The sequence below is a fragment of the Marinomonas primoryensis genome (assembly GCF_013372285.1).
GTDB lineage: Bacteria > Pseudomonadota > Gammaproteobacteria > Pseudomonadales > Marinomonadaceae > Marinomonas > Marinomonas primoryensis.
In genome coordinates this window covers 2,304,709-2,320,770 of sequence record NZ_CP054301.1, presented here as the reverse complement: position 1 = coordinate 2,320,770, position 16,062 = coordinate 2,304,709, and the positions used below count along the sequence as shown (strand labels likewise).

Annotated in this window: 12 protein-coding genes; 10 read left to right on the top strand and 2 right to left on the bottom strand. The window is 43.2% G+C overall.

The window, feature by feature from the left end; translation table 11 throughout:
- Positions 1–182 precede the first annotated feature (182 nt).
- The 7 genes from MP3633_RS10715 (at position 183) to MP3633_RS10685 (ending at position 10,803) form a co-directional block, all read left to right on the top strand.
- Positions 183–1,742, top strand: coding sequence for an ABC transporter substrate-binding protein (locus MP3633_RS10715; protein WP_244959597.1), 1,560 nt, complete (start codon positions 183–185; stop codon positions 1,740–1,742).
- Positions 1,739–2,674, top strand: coding sequence for an ABC transporter permease (locus MP3633_RS10710; RefSeq protein WP_176335536.1), 936 nt, complete (start codon positions 1,739–1,741; stop codon positions 2,672–2,674). Before MP3633_RS10715 ends, MP3633_RS10710 begins: the two co-directional genes overlap by 4 nt.
- A gap of 2 nt (positions 2,675–2,676) precedes the next feature.
- Complete coding sequence (locus MP3633_RS10705; protein ID WP_244959595.1) at positions 2,677–3,453, top strand: ABC transporter permease; 777 nt, start codon at positions 2,677–2,679, stop codon at positions 3,451–3,453.
- Positions 3,450–4,838 carry an ABC transporter ATP-binding protein gene (locus MP3633_RS10700; protein ID WP_176335534.1) on the top strand — a complete coding sequence of 463 codons (1,389 nt, stop codon included), beginning with the start codon at positions 3,450–3,452 and terminating at the stop codon, positions 4,836–4,838. The genes MP3633_RS10705 and MP3633_RS10700 overlap by 4 nt, the downstream gene beginning before the upstream one ends.
- Before the next feature lie 205 nt (positions 4,839–5,043).
- Entirely contained in the window at positions 5,044–5,292 is a 249-nt protein-coding gene (locus tag MP3633_RS10695) for a hypothetical protein (protein ID WP_176335533.1), read from the top strand.
- Between the two features lie 118 nt (positions 5,293–5,410).
- Positions 5,411–9,889, top strand: a complete 4,479-nt coding sequence (locus MP3633_RS10690; protein WP_176335532.1) for a PAS domain S-box protein — start codon at positions 5,411–5,413, stop codon at positions 9,887–9,889.
- A complete protein-coding gene (locus MP3633_RS10685) occupies positions 9,886–10,803 on the top strand; it encodes a GGDEF domain-containing response regulator (protein ID WP_176335531.1) in 918 nt (305 codons plus the stop codon). Before MP3633_RS10690 ends, MP3633_RS10685 begins: the two co-directional genes overlap by 4 nt.
- Before the next feature lie 106 nt (positions 10,804–10,909).
- On the opposite strand, the gene leuA is transcribed toward MP3633_RS10685, so the two are convergent.
- Positions 10,910–12,598, bottom strand: a complete 1,689-nt coding sequence (leuA, locus tag MP3633_RS10680; protein ID WP_176335530.1) for a 2-isopropylmalate synthase — start codon at positions 12,596–12,598, stop codon at positions 10,910–10,912.
- A gap of 193 nt (positions 12,599–12,791) precedes the next feature.
- Here leuA and MP3633_RS10675 point away from each other — a divergent pair, with 193 nt between their 5' ends.
- Entirely contained in the window at positions 12,792–13,265 is a 474-nt protein-coding gene (locus MP3633_RS10675; protein ID WP_112138303.1) for an Lrp/AsnC family transcriptional regulator, read from the top strand.
- Between the two features lie 98 nt (positions 13,266–13,363).
- Entirely contained in the window at positions 13,364–13,978 is a 615-nt protein-coding gene (gene ribA, locus MP3633_RS10670; RefSeq protein ID WP_176335529.1) for a GTP cyclohydrolase II, read from the top strand.
- Between the two features lie 93 nt (positions 13,979–14,071).
- Here ribA and MP3633_RS10665 read toward each other — a convergent pair whose 3' ends face one another.
- The gene (locus MP3633_RS10665; protein ID WP_176335528.1) at positions 14,072–15,274 is read right to left on the bottom strand and encodes a DEAD/DEAH box helicase; all 1,203 of its coding nucleotides are present in this window, start codon (positions 15,272–15,274) and stop codon (positions 14,072–14,074) included.
- Positions 15,275–15,485: 211 nt separating this feature from the next.
- Here MP3633_RS10665 and MP3633_RS10660 point away from each other — a divergent pair, with 211 nt between their 5' ends.
- Positions 15,486–16,046 carry a DUF1415 domain-containing protein gene (locus MP3633_RS10660; RefSeq protein WP_176335527.1) on the top strand — a complete coding sequence of 187 codons (561 nt, stop codon included), beginning with the start codon at positions 15,486–15,488 and terminating at the stop codon, positions 16,044–16,046.
- Positions 16,047–16,062 lie beyond the last annotated feature (16 nt).

Here is a 16,062-nt window from a genome sequence, read left to right as displayed (position 1 = left end):
GTCGTCTTTAGGACGGTGTGTGTTATGTATCACGTTACTCCATAAACCTGCTTCAATTTATTGAAGCTGGTTTTTTTTTTGCCTGGCATTTTCTCATTTAAATGAAATTCATTCTCAAATGATTGTTATTGTTATTTATTATGTTATATCATAACTTTTTTTAAGCTGTGGATAATACGAATATGAGTGTAATAACTTCTTTTAGACGAATGGTGACTTGTGTTTTTGTACTAGGAATTGCGTTGGCTACCAGCAACACTTTCGCTAAACCCACCTTGTCTAATACGTTGGCGATTAGTGCGGCCTTTGAGTTTACCAGCCTAGACCCTTCTAAAAATGGTTACATCTACAGTCGCATGCAAGTGCTGGAAACTTTACTGGATGTAGATGAAAACGGCTTATTAATTCCGGCCTTGGCGACACAATGGCAGGTTAGCAAAGACGCTAAAACATGGACGTTTACATTGCGTGAAGGAGTGCATTTTCATGATGGTTCTGGGTTAGACGCGGAGGCGGTTGTAAACAGCCTTGCCATTACGAAATTGAAACATGGTGCATTAAAAAAAGCCCCTATTGAAAGCATCGAGGTAGCGGGTCCAAACTCAATCGTTATTACTTTGAGCCACCCTTACACTTTGTTGGGCGCTGTACTGGCGAATTATGCCAACAGTATTTTGTCGCCATTAGCTTATGGAAAAGGCGGCGAGGTGTTGGCGTTGTCAGGAACGGGCCCTTATAAGCTGTATCAGTTTTCGCCACCGCATAAGTTAGTGGTCGAAAAATTTGACGGTTATTGGGGCAAACTTGCCAGTATTCCTTATGCGAGTTACTTAACGGGGCACCGTGCTGAAAGTCGTGTGTTGCAAGCCCGAAGCGGTCAGGCCGATGTTGTGTTTGGCTTGGATCCAGCGAGTCTCATGTCATTAAAACGCTTACCAAGTTTGACCCTTTATTCGAATGCCATCCCTAGAACCATTGTTTTGAAATTGAACAGCGGACATCGATTTTTGAACGATGTGCGGGCGCGAAAGGCATTGAGTTTAGCGATTAATCGCGAAGGTATTGCGAAAGGCATTTTACGCATACCGGGTTCTGAAGCGGTGCAAGTTTTGCCAAATTCCATGGCCAATTGGCATTTAGAGGGTGTGACCAAGCAAACAGAGGCGGCTGCTGGGACGCCTGAAAGCTTGTTAGCGGAGTTGGGTTGGTCAAAAAATGCTGAAGGTATATTGGAAAGAAACGGCGAGCGTTTTGAATTGACGCTCATCACATACGCCGATCGACCAGAATTAACCACGGTCGCCACTGCGATTCAAGCGCAATGGCAAGCCGTTGGTGTGAAGACAAAAGTCGAGGTGACCAATTCCAGTGCCATTCCTATGGGGCATCAAGATGGTTCATTGGAGGTGGCGTTAATAGCTCGTAATTACGGTTTTATTGTCGATCCTTTGGGTGTGATGCTGTCTGATTTTGGTTCGAATGGCGGTGGTGATTGGGGCGCAATGAACTGGAATAACAACAGTTTGAGTGCGAACTTACAAGCGCTGGAGCGTACGTCAGACCCGATCAAATACAAAGACATAGCTCAGCGTAGCGCGAAGATAATTTTTGACGAACGCCCTATGATTCCTGTGTCTTCTTACGTTCAGCAAACCTCAGTTAATAAACGCATTAAAGGGTTTCGTTTTGACCCATTTGAGCGCAGTTTTTATTTGAATGAAATGGAGTTTGTGAAACCGTGAAGACTCTGCTTTTAAAAAGGGCACTTCAATTGTTGACCGTGATTTGGGGGGTTGGAACACTGACGTTTATTTTGATGCGTTCTTTGCCTGGCGACATGGCGTATCGGATTGCTGCCAGTCGTTATGGTCAAGACAATGTGGATTCTCAGGCGGCTCAAATGGTCCGTGAAGAGCTGCAGTTAGATCAAAGTTCTTTGCTTGCGTATTGGCATTGGCTGACAGATCTACTGCAGTTCAAATTAGGCGATTCGCTCGTAAGCGGTGCGCCTGTCATAGAAACAGTTCAGCATATGTTGGGTCATTCATTGTTGTTGGCGTTTGCTGGCTTGATGGTGTCGATATTGATTGCTGTGCCGGTTGGGTTGTTGTGCGCTTGGCGAGGCAATCCATTGGACTCTGTTTTTATGGGGTTATCCAGTGTGATTCGCGCTCTGCCAGTGTTTGTGATTGGTGTGTTGTTTATTTTGCTGTTTGCTTTGCATTGGCAATGGTTTCCTGTCGCGGGATTTGGCTCTTTTTCTCACCTTGTATTGCCTGCCGTCACGTTGGCGCTTAGCTTGGCTGCAGTGTCTAATCGTGTGGTAAGAGATGCGGCTAAACAAACCTTTAAGGCGCCGTTTTATCAGTTTTCTAGAGTGAAAGGCTTGTCTGCTTGGCAAACATTTAGGCGTCATGGCATTCGAAATATTGCGGTGCCCGTTGTGGCTTTTTTTGGCATTCAGCTGGTGAGCATGATTGAAGGCATTGTGATGATTGAGTCTTTGTTTTCATGGCCGGGGATTGGTCATGGCTTAGCGCATGCGATTTTCGCTCGAGACATTCCTGTGATTCAAGGTGCGGCTTTGGTTATGGGGGTGTTGTTTGTGGTGTTGAATACCTTGGTGGATATGCTCTGTTTATGGATCGATCCTAGAGGGGAGAAGGACGTATGACAATGACTAAGTCTCAATGGGCTGGCGGAGGGATTTTGCTTTCGTTGGTGTTGTTTTCTTTGGCTGGTATGTTGCTTTCACCTTACAGCCTTTCGCAACAAGATTTAAATGCGATTTTAGAAGTGCCTTCGTCGAGCCATTGGTTGGGGACGGATCATTTTGGTCGTAGTATGTTTACACGCATGGCGTATGCGGTGGGTCTGTCGTTTGCTCTGGGTGTGTTATGTGTGCTGACGTCCGCCTTGGTGGGAACATCGCTGGGTATTTGGGCCGTCTGGGGCGGTAAAAAAGTGGATAGCACGTTAGGTGTTGTTGTTAATGTTTTGCTGGCTCTGCCCGGATTGGTTGTGGTGTTGCTTTTCGCTGCGATTGCGCCAGGGTCTTTTTGGGTTTTGTATCTGGCCATTTCTTTAGTGCAATGGGTTGAGTACTTTCGCGTGGTGCGAGCGGTGACGCAAAGCGTGATTCATAGTCCAGCGCGACAGTCTTCACATATGATGGGCTTTGGCCGGTGGTATCAGGTTAAACGTCATATTTGGCCGTCCATAGCACCTTCTGTGTTTACGTTAGCTGCCTTTGGTGGTGCGAACGCTATTTTGACTATGGCATCGCTGGGTTTTGTTTATGTCGGTATTCAACCGCCATTAGCGGAATTAGGCTTGATGACGGTCGAGTTGTTTCCTTATTACAGTGAGGCACCTTGGGTATTAGCGCAGCCTTTGATTGTCATTGCGTTGATGGTGTTTGCGTTCCATTTGTTGGCAGGAAAACGACTATGAAAGTGTTACTGAAACTGACGAATGTCGCAGTGTATGCCGGAGAAACCTGCTTATTGGAGCCTATTTCACTTGAGCTGATACAGGACCAACCTTTGACGATATTGGGGCAAACAGGTTCTGGTAAAAGCTTGTTGGCGCAAGCAATTATGGGGTTGTTGCCTGAGGCGTTGAGTGTTTCTGGTGAAATTGAGGTGTTCGGTAAGGTGATGACGATTAAAGAGCGTCGGGCATTATGGGGGAGAGTGTTGGTAATGTTGCCGCAAGAGCCTTGGCATGCATTAAATCCGCTTATGAAGGGTGTCGATCAAGTTAAAGAAGTCTATCAATGTGTGTTGGGGGAAAGTCGTCAAGAAGCATTGGCTTCTACTCACCAAGATTTGTTGCAAGTTGGCTTGGATGATAGTGCGCATAAAAGGCCGGATCAATTGTCAGGCGGCATGGCGCAGCGCCTTGCTATTGTCGCTGCGACAGCAGGCGGCGCGAATATGATTTTGGCAGATGAGCCCACCAAAGGGCTGGATGTGTCTCGACGGGATGGCATTGTGCGTATGTTGCAGTCTCGGTCAAATCTGGGCAGTTTACTGACCATTACTCATGATGTTGTGGTGGCTCGTCAGTTGGGCGGTAAATTGCTGGTGATGAAAGAAGGGCGAGTGGTCGAAGAAGGTGAGGCGTTATTATTGCTAAACAACCCCCAGGCTTGCTACACACGGGACCTTATTGCGGCAGAGCCAAGTGCGTGGCCTGAAATAGCACCTACGTCCCGACGAAGTGCCGCTGAAGATGTGTTGGTGGTTGACCAGCTTGCTATTGCACGAGGCAACCGCACTTTGTTTAATGGTGTTTCTTTTTCAATTAAAAAAGGTGACGTTGTTGGTATTGTTGGAGACAGTGGTTGTGGCAAGTCGTCATTAGGGGATGCTCTGCTGAATCTTTTGCCGATTTCGGCGGGCAGTATTACTCGTTTGAATCACGATGCTAAGCCACATCAGTGGTTGAAATTGTATCAAGATCCACCATCGGCTTTTTCGTCTAGTGTGTCATTGGGGCAGTTGTTGGACGATTTGGTGGTGTTGCATGACATAGATAAAAGCCGAGTGGCACCATTGCTGGATCGATTGAAATTGCCGAATGGAATTCTTGAACGAAACTGTTTGTCTGTGTCGGGTGGCGAGTTGCAACGCTTTGCGATTTTGCGTGCATTGTTGCTTGATCCTGTATTTTTGTTTGCAGACGAGCCGACGTCTCGACTTGATCCGATCACGGCCAAAGAAGTAACGACGTTATTGGTCGAATTGGCGAGCGAAGCGAATTGTGCTGTTCTGTTGGTCAGTCATGATGCAGCATTAATCAGAAAAACCTGCCATAAGACTATTTGTTTGTAGTAGGTGATTGTCGTGAGTCGTCGACATTAGAGTGAATGCGCTTCTGGTGGTTGTATCCAATCTAATGTTGACGACACTTTTGTTTTCATCATGTAATTTCTGGTTTGACTTTGTAAAGGGCGCCATAGGGATGGCACTTTAGGTTTAATCTTTTGTTGGTCTATGGTCTAATTTTTCTAACTGAATATCTTATTAGGAAAATATTATGTCGCTCAAAACCTCACTTTCTTTCGCTTTAGTGGTAGTCGCCGCCTCCACATCCAGTTATACCTTAGCTTTTGACGACTATTGCACTCCTAAGTTAGATGCCTACCTCAAAAATACTCAAAAAACCGTTGATTCTAAATACATCTCAGAGCGCCAAAAAGATGTTGCGCAAAAAATTCTTGATAAAGTAAAAGTGAGTCGTAATGAGACCAAGGATTGTGTGCTAATCGATAAGTTGTTGCCGTAATTATTACTAATTTTTTTATAGCAGAATGGGTGTTTTCTGATATGTTTTAATATATCGAGTAATTGGCATTGGTGCTTTACTCATAGTATTTGAAAATGTGATGAGAGGAAGAAGCTGAATGGGTAAATTAGAGGCGGCTTTAAAAGTCGCCAAGTCTCTTATGAGAATGCCTTGTGCTGGCCTCGTCTTTCAAGATGGTAGAGTCCTGTATTCTGGTGAGATTGCTGGTCTTAAATGGGCTGACTTTTCTCGCGGACTTTCTTATTCTCAGCTGTTGTCTTCCTCTCGCTTTCTTGATGTTCAAAATGCGCCCTCTGTCCCTTTAGCTTTTTCTAATTTTCCTTGTTTATCCAGTGTGATCGTTGAACCCTTGGCATGCTATAGGGCGAGTTTGTTTTTTTTAAGCGATGAGCCTTATTTACTGGAAGCCGCTGATCTAGAAGAACACACGACTACATTACTTGATTTGTTCTCTACTTTATTAGAAACCACGTCGCCACCTCCAGAAGCAGGTCAGGCTCGGATTAGTTACGATGACTTAATTCGATTAAACAATAACGTGCCTGTTTTAATCGCTTTGGTGAATAAAGATCTTCGTTATGAGTTTATCAATGACACTTACGAACAGCGTTTTTCAATACTGAAAGATGAGGTAGTAGGTAGGCATGTGAAGGAACACATTCCTTTTGATAGCAACTCAACCATTAAGACTAGGCTTGAAGAAACGTTACAAGGCAAGTCCTCCCGTTTTCATTATGAAGTGCGTCAAGGTGTTAATAATGAGTTGAGATTTATTGGGGCATATTGTGTGCCTCGTATTGATCAAGGTGAGGTGACGGGGCTTTATTTGTGTATGCAGGATGTCACTGCACAACGAAGAACGCTGCATACATTGAAATGCTTACATGAAGTGACGGCAAACACTTGTTTGTCATTAGATGAAAAGTTACAGCGTATTTTACAAGTTGGCGCTGAACAGTTTGCTTTACCCATTGGGCTGATTAGTTCAATAGAGGGTGAGTCCTATCGTGTTGAATATAGCCATACACCTAACGGTGAGGTGCTTCCTGGAGCCACATTTGAGCTAGGCAATACATATTGTGTGCATACGCTTGGAAGTGATTTACCAACGTCTTATTTTCATACTGCTATTAGTGATATCAAAGAGCACCCTTGTTATCAAAATTTTGGCTTAGAAGCGTACATAGGTATTGTTGTTTATGTTGGCGGAAAGCGTTGGGGGACATTGAATTTTTCAAGTCCAAATCCCAAGAAAAAAGCGTTTGGTGAGGATGATTATGAAGTGATGAAATTACTTGCTCAGTGGGTTGGTAATGAAATCACACGTCAGCAGAGTGAGGTGAAGCTAACAGCGGCTGAACGTCAGCAACGTCTCATTTTAGACGCGGTCCATGAAGGAATATTTGGTGTAAATGACGAAGGTGTTATTACCTTTGCTAATTCGGCTGCGTGCAAAATATTAGGTTATTCTTTAGACGAACTACTGAATAATACCTTGTTTTCGTTACTTTCTCATCGAGATGAGAGTGGCGCTCTTTATCCTTTAGAATTAAGCCCTATACATAAAACATTGAAAACCGGTGAAAGCAGTCAAGCTCGTGGCGAATATTTTGGCCGCAAAGATGATGTTTCTTTCGTGTGTGAGTATACCTGTATTGGGATGCGGTCAGAGCAGGGCGATGTAGAAGGTGCTGTTATTTCGTTCCAGGATAGAACCGAACAAATGGAAGCAGAGAGTGAGTTTCACGAACAAAAAGTGCTTTTTGAATCATTGTTTTTAAATGCCCCTGAAGCCATTATCATGATAGGGAGCGACCGTACAATTAAAATGATTAACCCTGCCTTTACAGAATTGTTTGGTTACCATCTTGATGATGTTCTGGAAAAAAGCACTAAAATGCTTTATGCCAATGAAAGTGACTTCATAAAACGAGGTAGTGCTTATGGCAATGACCGAGAAAGTGTCTTAAGTCGCTACAGAGTCAGCTACAAAAGTAAGCAGGGTCGTATTATTCATACCGAAACGATTGGCAGTATGATTCCTAATCCTGACGGTAGTTTAGGAGGGTTCATTGCCCACGTTCGTGATGTTAGTGAGCGATTAGAAGTCGAGCAAAAAATGATCGACACTAATCTACGCCTGTCTATTGCTGCCGATGCGGCAGGCATTGGTGTGTGGGAGCTTGATTTAGCGGATCATACACTTCATTGGGATGATTGGATGTACCGCCTTTATAGCTCAAGTAAAGAGGAGGGTGAATCTCCATTTCAAATTTGGGAAGCGTGCGTTTTTCCAGAAGATAAAGCTCGATTAGAAGAAGTCTTAGCCCTCCTAGAAAAAGATGTTGTCAATGGAAAAAGAGAAGGAAGTGCCTTTTCCATTTCCCAGTATTTAGATACAGACTTTAGAATTGTACGGCAAGATGGTCAAAACCGTTATTTGAAGTCTAATGCCGCTATTGTTTTTGATAAGGATGGGAGACCCTCTCGTCTTTTAGGGGTTAATATGGATATTACCTCAGGCAAAGAAACGGAGGTGGTTTTACGTGAAGCAAGCAAGCAAGCGGTGGCGGCAAGCAAAGCCAAAAGTGATTTTCTCGCAACGATGAGTCATGAAATTAGAACACCATTAAACGGTGTTTTAGGGATGGCAGAGCTTCTTTCTACCACCAGGCTAGATTCAGAGCAAAATGAGCAACTGCGAATTTTGAGAGAATCGGGAGAGAGCTTATTAAGCCTTATCAATGATTTATTGGATTTTTCAAAAATCGAAGCGGGCCATCTTTCTATTGAGAAAGTCGATTTTGATTTGGAAAAATCCATTTATGATGTTGCGCGTTTATTAATGGTAAGGGCTGAAGAAAAAGGCATCGATTTACTGATCGAGTATGATGATGATTGCCCGCGATTTTTGGTGGGTGATGTTTTTCGTATAAAGCAAGTTCTGATCAATTTAATGAGTAATGCGATTAAGTTCACGAATGTTGGTTATGTCTTAGTATCGACAAAAGGCGTGGTTAATCAGCAAGGCGTCGTATCAGTAACGATCAATGTTACCGATACAGGTGTTGGCGTTGCTAAGGATGCTCAGTCATGTTTATTTGATGCTTTTGTGCAGGCCGACAGCTCAACAACTCGTAAATTTGGTGGTACGGGTCTAGGGCTTGCGATTACCAAGCAGCTGATAGGGTTGATGCATGGCGATATCACATTGTTAAGTGAATTGGGAGTTGGGTCGACTTTTACGGTTCATTTTACTTTGCCAGAAAGCCATGCGATGCCCAAAATAGAAACCGTAGTCAATGAATCCTTGTTGGTAGGCAAGAAAGCATTGGTTGTTGATGATAATGAGATAAATCTAACAATCTTAAAGAATCAACTAAAATCCTGCGGAATTGATGCGGATATAGACATTAGTTCCGTCGATGCTTTGTGCCATATAAAACAGGCGATAGACAGTGGCTCGCCATACGATATTATTGTTTTAGATTACATGATGCCTGAATTAGACGGTTTGATGTTGGCTGAATTGATTCGTGCTGAAAGTAAGTCGATGGTTCAGCCTATTCTATTGATGACATCGTCAGCTGGTGTGTTGTCTCAAGAAGAGTTATCTATTGCGGGTATTAATGTGTGCATTGCTAAGCCTATGGGAAGGACTTCATTGAAGAAAGGCCTGATATCAGCTCTGTCTTCTGGTTTCATAGGGCAACAATTTTCCAGTGGTGAGTTGAGTCGACTTGATAGTAAAGAGGGCGAAAGCAGCGCATGCGATTTAAGGAAAGGCGTTATATTAGTAGTCGAGGATATGAAAGCTAATATGGCGGTTGCTAAAGGAATTTTGGTTAGAATGGGTTTTGAGGTTGTTGAGGCTGAAAACGGAGCCATTGGAATAGAACAGTGGGAGAGTCATAACCCGAACCTGATTTTTATGGATTTGCATATGCCGGTCATGGACGGGCTTTCTGCAATGCGTCGTATTAGGCAGATTGAGAAAAACGGCTATAATAAACGTGTTCCGATTGTAGCGTTGACCGCGGATATTATGCCTGCAACACTATCAGAAGTGCTTCGTGCAGGTGGTGATGGATTGGTACCAAAGCCCTTTAAACAAAAAGAGTTAATAGAGATGTTGGATAAATGGTTGTCAGTTGATCAGCAGTCATTGGTTGTTTCGGAAGATAAAAATGAACCGTTAGTGACATCTGTTTTTGATATTCAGTCTAATGTTGTGATTGATGAGTCAGTGCTTAATGATTTGAAAGCGATTTTGGGTGACGATTATTTATTGTTGGTTGACGCATTTTTTAGTGATGCTGATAGCATCATTGATGCTTTTAACAAGATGATTGAGAAAGGAGGCATGTCTGACTATACCTCTGTGTCTCAGCTTTCGCATAGTTTGAAATCGATTAGCCAAAATGTAGGGGCTATGGCCTTATCATCTATGGCGGCTCAGCTTGAATTGGAGAGTCGCCAAGTCGACGTGCCAAAATTGCAGGCTAAATTAGGTGCATTAATAGTGATGTACCAGAACGTTAAAAACGAACTTCAGCGCATAGTGGCAGGATTATGAAAGTATTAATTGTTGATGACACAAACACCGATCGTTTATTACTTAAACTGCATTTATCGAAGCTGGGTTATAAAGTAATAGAAGCGGCGAATGGACAAGAGGCAATAGAGCAATTTGTTGAACATTCGAATGAGCTTGATCTTATTTTAATCGATGTTCAAATGCCTTGTATGAATGGGTTTGAAGCAGTCAAATCCATTCGAAAAATACAAGAGCAGAAAAAACAGGAGTGGTTACCTGTTATATTTTTGAGCGCCAGCGCTGAAGATGCCGATATTGAAAAGGGTATTTTGGCTGGTGGAGACGATTACCTTATTAAGCCAATTAGTCAAAAGGTCCTTTCTGCCAAAATGTTGGCGATGAAACGAATTGCCGACATGAGGCGCCGATTGGTGGAATCCAATCGAATTCTTAATGAGTTGGCTACTACAGATCATTTAACAGGCTCAGCGAATCGTCGTGCTTTTGAGTCTACCCTAGAGCATGAGATGTCTTCTAGTCGTCGACATGGCAGTCGTTTAGCGTGTGCTATTTTTGATTTAGATAAGTTCAAAGTGATAAATGACACTTTTGGCCATGATGCTGGAGACGCTGTTTTGGTTGAGGTGGTTAATCGAATTAAAGCGAATTTAAGAGAAGGTGACACTATTGGGCGCTTAGGTGGAGAAGAGTTTGGTATTATCCTGCCTAATGTCGAGGAGAGTGAAGTCCTTGCTGCGTTTGACCGTTATCGTTGTATTGTGGCGGATCACCCAGTCGTGCATGAAAGTATCAACATTGCTGTTACTGCCAGTATTGGTGTGGCTGTATATGTAGGAGAGGAAGAGAGTAAAGAGGTTTTGTTGAAGCGCGCAGATGAGTCACTGTATGAAGCCAAAGAGACGGGGCGTAATCGAGTCGTTTATCACCCTTAGTCTTTCTCGTTCTGTAAATTGAATTTTTTGTTACTTAATTCTTTCAATAAAAAAGCCGAAAATTATTCGATTTTCGGCTTTTTTGTGTTCAGCTGATGGCGATTAGTTACGCAACCGCCGCGTCTTTACTCTGATTGATTTTCTGGTTCACCGTTGCTAGTAGAGCCTGAATAGAAGCAGAAACAATGTCGTTATCGATCGCAACACCGTTAAAACGATCACCATTAATATTAGCCTGAACATAGGCAATGGCTTGCGAGTCGCTGCCGACGGTTAAGGCGTGCTCTTGATACTGAATAATGTCGACACGCATATTGAAATGCTTGCCTAAGGCTTCGCTGAACGCAGACAGCGCGCCATTGCCATTACCTGTTATTTTCACCGTGGTGTCATTGGAGACAAGCTCGGCATTAACCGTATCAACATCATCTTTTGCAAGGTCGTATCGACCCAAGTTGTAGGGTGTGGTGCCTGTCATAAAGCTGCTTTCGAACAAATCTTTCATGGATTCTGCATTGACAACACCACCGGCTTGTTCGGCAAATTTCTGAACAATCGGGCTGAATTCAACCTGTAACCAGCGAGGTAATGCCAAGCCAAACTCTTGTTCAAGGGTATAGGCGATACCACCTTTGCCTGATTGGCTATTCACACGAATAACTTCTTGGTAGCTACGACCCACATCGCGAGGATCAATTGGCAAGTAAGCCACATCCCAAGGTTTGGCGTCAGTTTGATTCGCCAAGCATTTTTTAATGGCATCTTGGTGAGAGCCAGAAAAAGCAGTGAATACTAATTCGCCGGCGTACGGGTGGCGCGGGTGAACTTGTAACAAGGTGCAGGCTTGAACAACACTTATGATGCGGTCCATATCACCTAATGCTAACGTTGGGTCAATGCCTTGGCTGTATATGTTCATCGCCATTGTGACGATGTCCATGTTGCCTGTGCGTTCGCCATTACCTAACAAAGTACCTTCAATGCGGTCTGCGCCAGCCATAATACCTAGTTCTGCCGCGGCGACACCACAGCCACGGTCATTGTGAGTGTGTAAGCTGACAAACATACAGTCGCGCTTTTTAATGTTGCGGCAGAAATATTCAATTTGGTCAGCGTAACGATTTGGCGTAGACACTTCGACGGTTGCTGGTAGGTTGATAATAACTTTGTTATCAGGTGTTGGTTGCCAAACGTCCACTACAGCGTCTACAACTTCAATTGCGTAATCAATTTCGGTGCCAGTGAAGCTTTCAGGAGAATATTGGAAAACCCATTCTGTTTCTGGGTATTTTTTTGCGTGTTCTTTGACGCATTTTGCGCCGTCTACTGCAATCTTCTTGATGCCTTCCATGTCCATGCGAAAGACTTGCTCACGCTGTGTTTTTGATGTTGAGTTGTAAACATGGACGATGGCTTTTTTAGCGCCTTTTAATGATTCATAAGTACGCTCAATCAACTCTGGGCGTGCTTGAGTTAATACTTGAACATAAACATCGTCTGGCACTTGGTCTTCTTCAATCAACCAGCGAACAAAATCAAAATCTAACTGAGATGCGGCAGGGAAGCCAACTTCAATTTCTTTAAAGCCAACATCAACCAGTAGAGCGAAAAATTGTTTCTTTTGTTCCACAGTCATTGGTTCTACCAATGCTTGGTTGCCGTCACGCAGGTCGACACTAGACCAGATAGGCGCTTTGGTGATGTCATTATCAGGCCAAGTGCGGTTTTTGATAGCGACTGGTTTAAACGGCGTGTACTTTTTATGGTTGAAAGCTGTGTGGTCAAAAGATGTCATTATCTTTCCCTTCTTCATGTTGTAGAGCGGGTAAGCTCGGTTGTTATTTTATTCACTTGGTTAAGTGTTTTTCGATGTTTCTATCATAGCGAATTTTATTGAGTAAAAGATTGCGTTTTTTTATGGAAATATCATGTTAAATAGCATTATATTGCGTAACGATTATTAAAATTGGCAGCTTAGGGCTATTTATATGGGTCTTGATAAGATTGATTTGAACATTTTGCGGGAATTGCAGCAAGATTCTAGCTTAACAAACCAGGAGTTGGCTGATCGTGTTGGCCTTTCAGCATCGCCTTGTTTGCGACGTGTTAAAGCTCTAGAGGAAAGTGGGGTTATTGATCGAAGTGTTACTTTACTCGATGAAAAGAAACTGGGTTTAAAGTTAACCGCTTTTATACAAATCAGCATGGACCGTCATACCCCTGACCGTTTTGAGGTATTTGAGTCTATGTTGGCGTCTTATCCTGAGGTAAAGTCCTGTAATTTGGTGACAGGGCAGTCGGCTGATTATTTATTGGAAGTGGTCGTAGAAGACATGGAGCGTTATCAAGAATTTCTTCTTGGTCGGCTAACGCGTATCGCGGGAGTGACAGGCGTTCATTCGAGTTTTTTATTACGAAGAGTCATAAATCGAACTTCACTCCCTCTGGATCATTTGATTTAGGGGGTTATTTCCTTATTTAGCATTGATATTTTAGCTTTTGACCAGATTAATGGGCGTTATACTTGTTAAAGTAAAAAAGTCCCTAGAGAGAAGTAGTTATGAGCGATTTGACAATAAAGCGTCGAGTGATGATCCCAATGAGGGCGGGCGATGTGATGGCCGAATTCATTTCTTTTAACGGAGATGATTCAGGCAAAGAACACATAGGAATATTTTTCGAAGGAAAGCAGGAAAAAACGGATAATGGTGTGCCTTTAGTTCGTTTGCATTCAGAATGTCTAACGGGTGATGTATTTGGGTCTGGCCGTTGCGATTGTGGTGAGCAGCTTGATGAGGCCATTGACCGTATTAATGAAGAGGGTGGTTATATTCTTTATTTACGACAAGAAGGGCGAGGTATTGGTTTATACGCCAAGTTAGAAGCTTACGCATTGCAAGACCAAGGTTATGATACTTATCAGGCAAATGAAATGTTGCATTTACCCGACGATGGTCGAGATTTTGGCATTGCTGCCGACATGCTGCAAGCGTTAGGTGTTTCAAGCGTTCGTTTATTGACTAACAACCCTGATAAAGCGCAGCAATTGATTGATAATGGCATTGATGTGGTTGAATTGGTTCCAACAAAGGTTCACGTAAATCAGCATAATCGTTTGTATCTAGAAACCAAGGCTAAGCGGAAGTTTCATACTTTGAAATTTGACCCTATCTAATTAGAGGTTTGAATCAGAGCGAATGCTTAACATATTGACTGAACGTAAAAAGGCGCTTTGATAAGCGCCTTTTTTGTTTTAGCCGTAGATTCATTATTTTTTTGGTGCTGGTTTTTTCTTTTTCTTTTTCGCACTCGGTGAGCGAGCTTTTGTCTTTGGTTCAAGTCCTTCAATACGGCCAAATTTAATGTTAGCTTGCATGAAGCGCTGAATCTTTTCGATCATCGGTAGGTCGTTGATATCGATTAACGAAATGCAATCACCTGGCGCACCTTCACGAGAGGCGCGTCCGGCGCGATGGATATAGGAATCGGCTTTACGTGGGAGGCGAAGGTTGACCACGGTATTGATCTCAGGAAGGTCGATACCACGAGATGCCACATCGGTTGCCACCAATACTTGCAAGCGCCCGCGTTTCATCTGCTTCATATGCTCGCTGCGATCACCTTGTTTCATTTCGCCGTGCAAGCCGTCACACATTAAGCCCATTTTACGAATGCGCTGTACCCAGATATCAACGTGTTCACGGTTGGAAACAAATAAGACCGCTTGTTGAACACGCTCTTGCATTAGTAGATGCTTTAAAATGGCTTCTTTGTGTTCTTCGCTGTCGACTCGATAGGCAACTTGTCGAATTTGACTGGGTACTGTTCGAGAAGACTCACCTAAACGGATTTGTTGTGTTTCACTGTTTAGTAAAGCGCTTGCAAAACGCCCCATTTTTTCGCCTTCAAGAGTGGCAGAAAACATGAGGGTTTGGTGTTCTTTTGGTAATTCTTTGGCGATATGATTAATGGCGCTAACAAAGCCCATGTCCAACATGCGATCCGCTTCATCGATGACGAAGTAGGTGACGTCAGTTAGGTCTAGCCATCGTTTTTCGTCGAGCTCTACTAATCGTCCAGGTGTAGCGACAAGAATGTCGCATGGCTCTGACAATTGTTGTTGCTGCATACCGTAAGGCGTACCACCAATGATAAGGTGAGACTGAATGCGAGTATGTTGTGTTAGTTGCTCTACAACATTAAATATTTGACGTGCTAGCTCTCGACTTGGCGCCAATATTAATACTTTAGGAGCGGTTGTGGATTGTTCGTCTCGGTCAAGAATGTGCTGAATGGCCGGTGCGCAAAAAGCAATGGTTTTCCCTGTGCCGGTTGGTGCAGTAGCAAGGAGGTCAGAACCGTCTAAGGCGATCGGAATAGCTTGTTCTTGGATTTCAGTTGGGGTTTCAAAGCCAAGGTCACTTATGGCTCGTTCTATAGTGAAATCCAAATCTAATTCAGCAAATGACATGTAAACTCTCTGTAGCGGGATAAATGGCGCGTCCTCTATGATACTCGTAATGAGTATGGACGTATGGCCACTATAAATGGACTGTATTGTTAATCATGATACCTTGTTTTTAGGGGATTCGAAATCGAAACATCAGGTGATGGTCTTATAAGTTAGACCCTTTGTACGCTTTGCTCTAAAATACAAAAAAATATTGATAAGAAGGCGCGTTATGCTGCTATCGGATGAGTTAGTTACCACTCAAACAATGAAGTGGGTAAAAGATTTTATTGTGGCGTTAAATGTTTGTCCGTTTGCTAAGCGCGAAGTGGAGAGAGAAAGCGTTCGCTGTATGGTTTTGCGATCTAAGAAAATAGATGTGGCATTGGAAGAACTAATGTCGGAGGTTCAGTGGTTGGATGAACATCCTGAAACAGAAACGACACTGCTTATTTTTTCAACGCTGTTTCATGACTTTCATCGTTATTTAGACTTTGTTGAAGCGGCTGAAGATTTAATGTTCGATCAAGGCTGCGAAGGTGTTTATCAGTTGGCGACATTTCATCCTAATTATTGCTTTTCAGGAACAGAGCCAGACGATGTTTCGAATTACACCAATCGTTCGCCATATCCTATGCTGCACTTATTAAGAGAGGCCAGTATGGATAAAGCGATTGAGTTTTATGGTGATACGTCCCAGATCCCGAATCAAAATATTGAAAAAATGGAAGTGCTTGGGAAGTCCAAGTTAGACGATATGTTTGCTGTTTGTATGGCAGTCGATAAAGACTAACTTGAGATTTCAAACT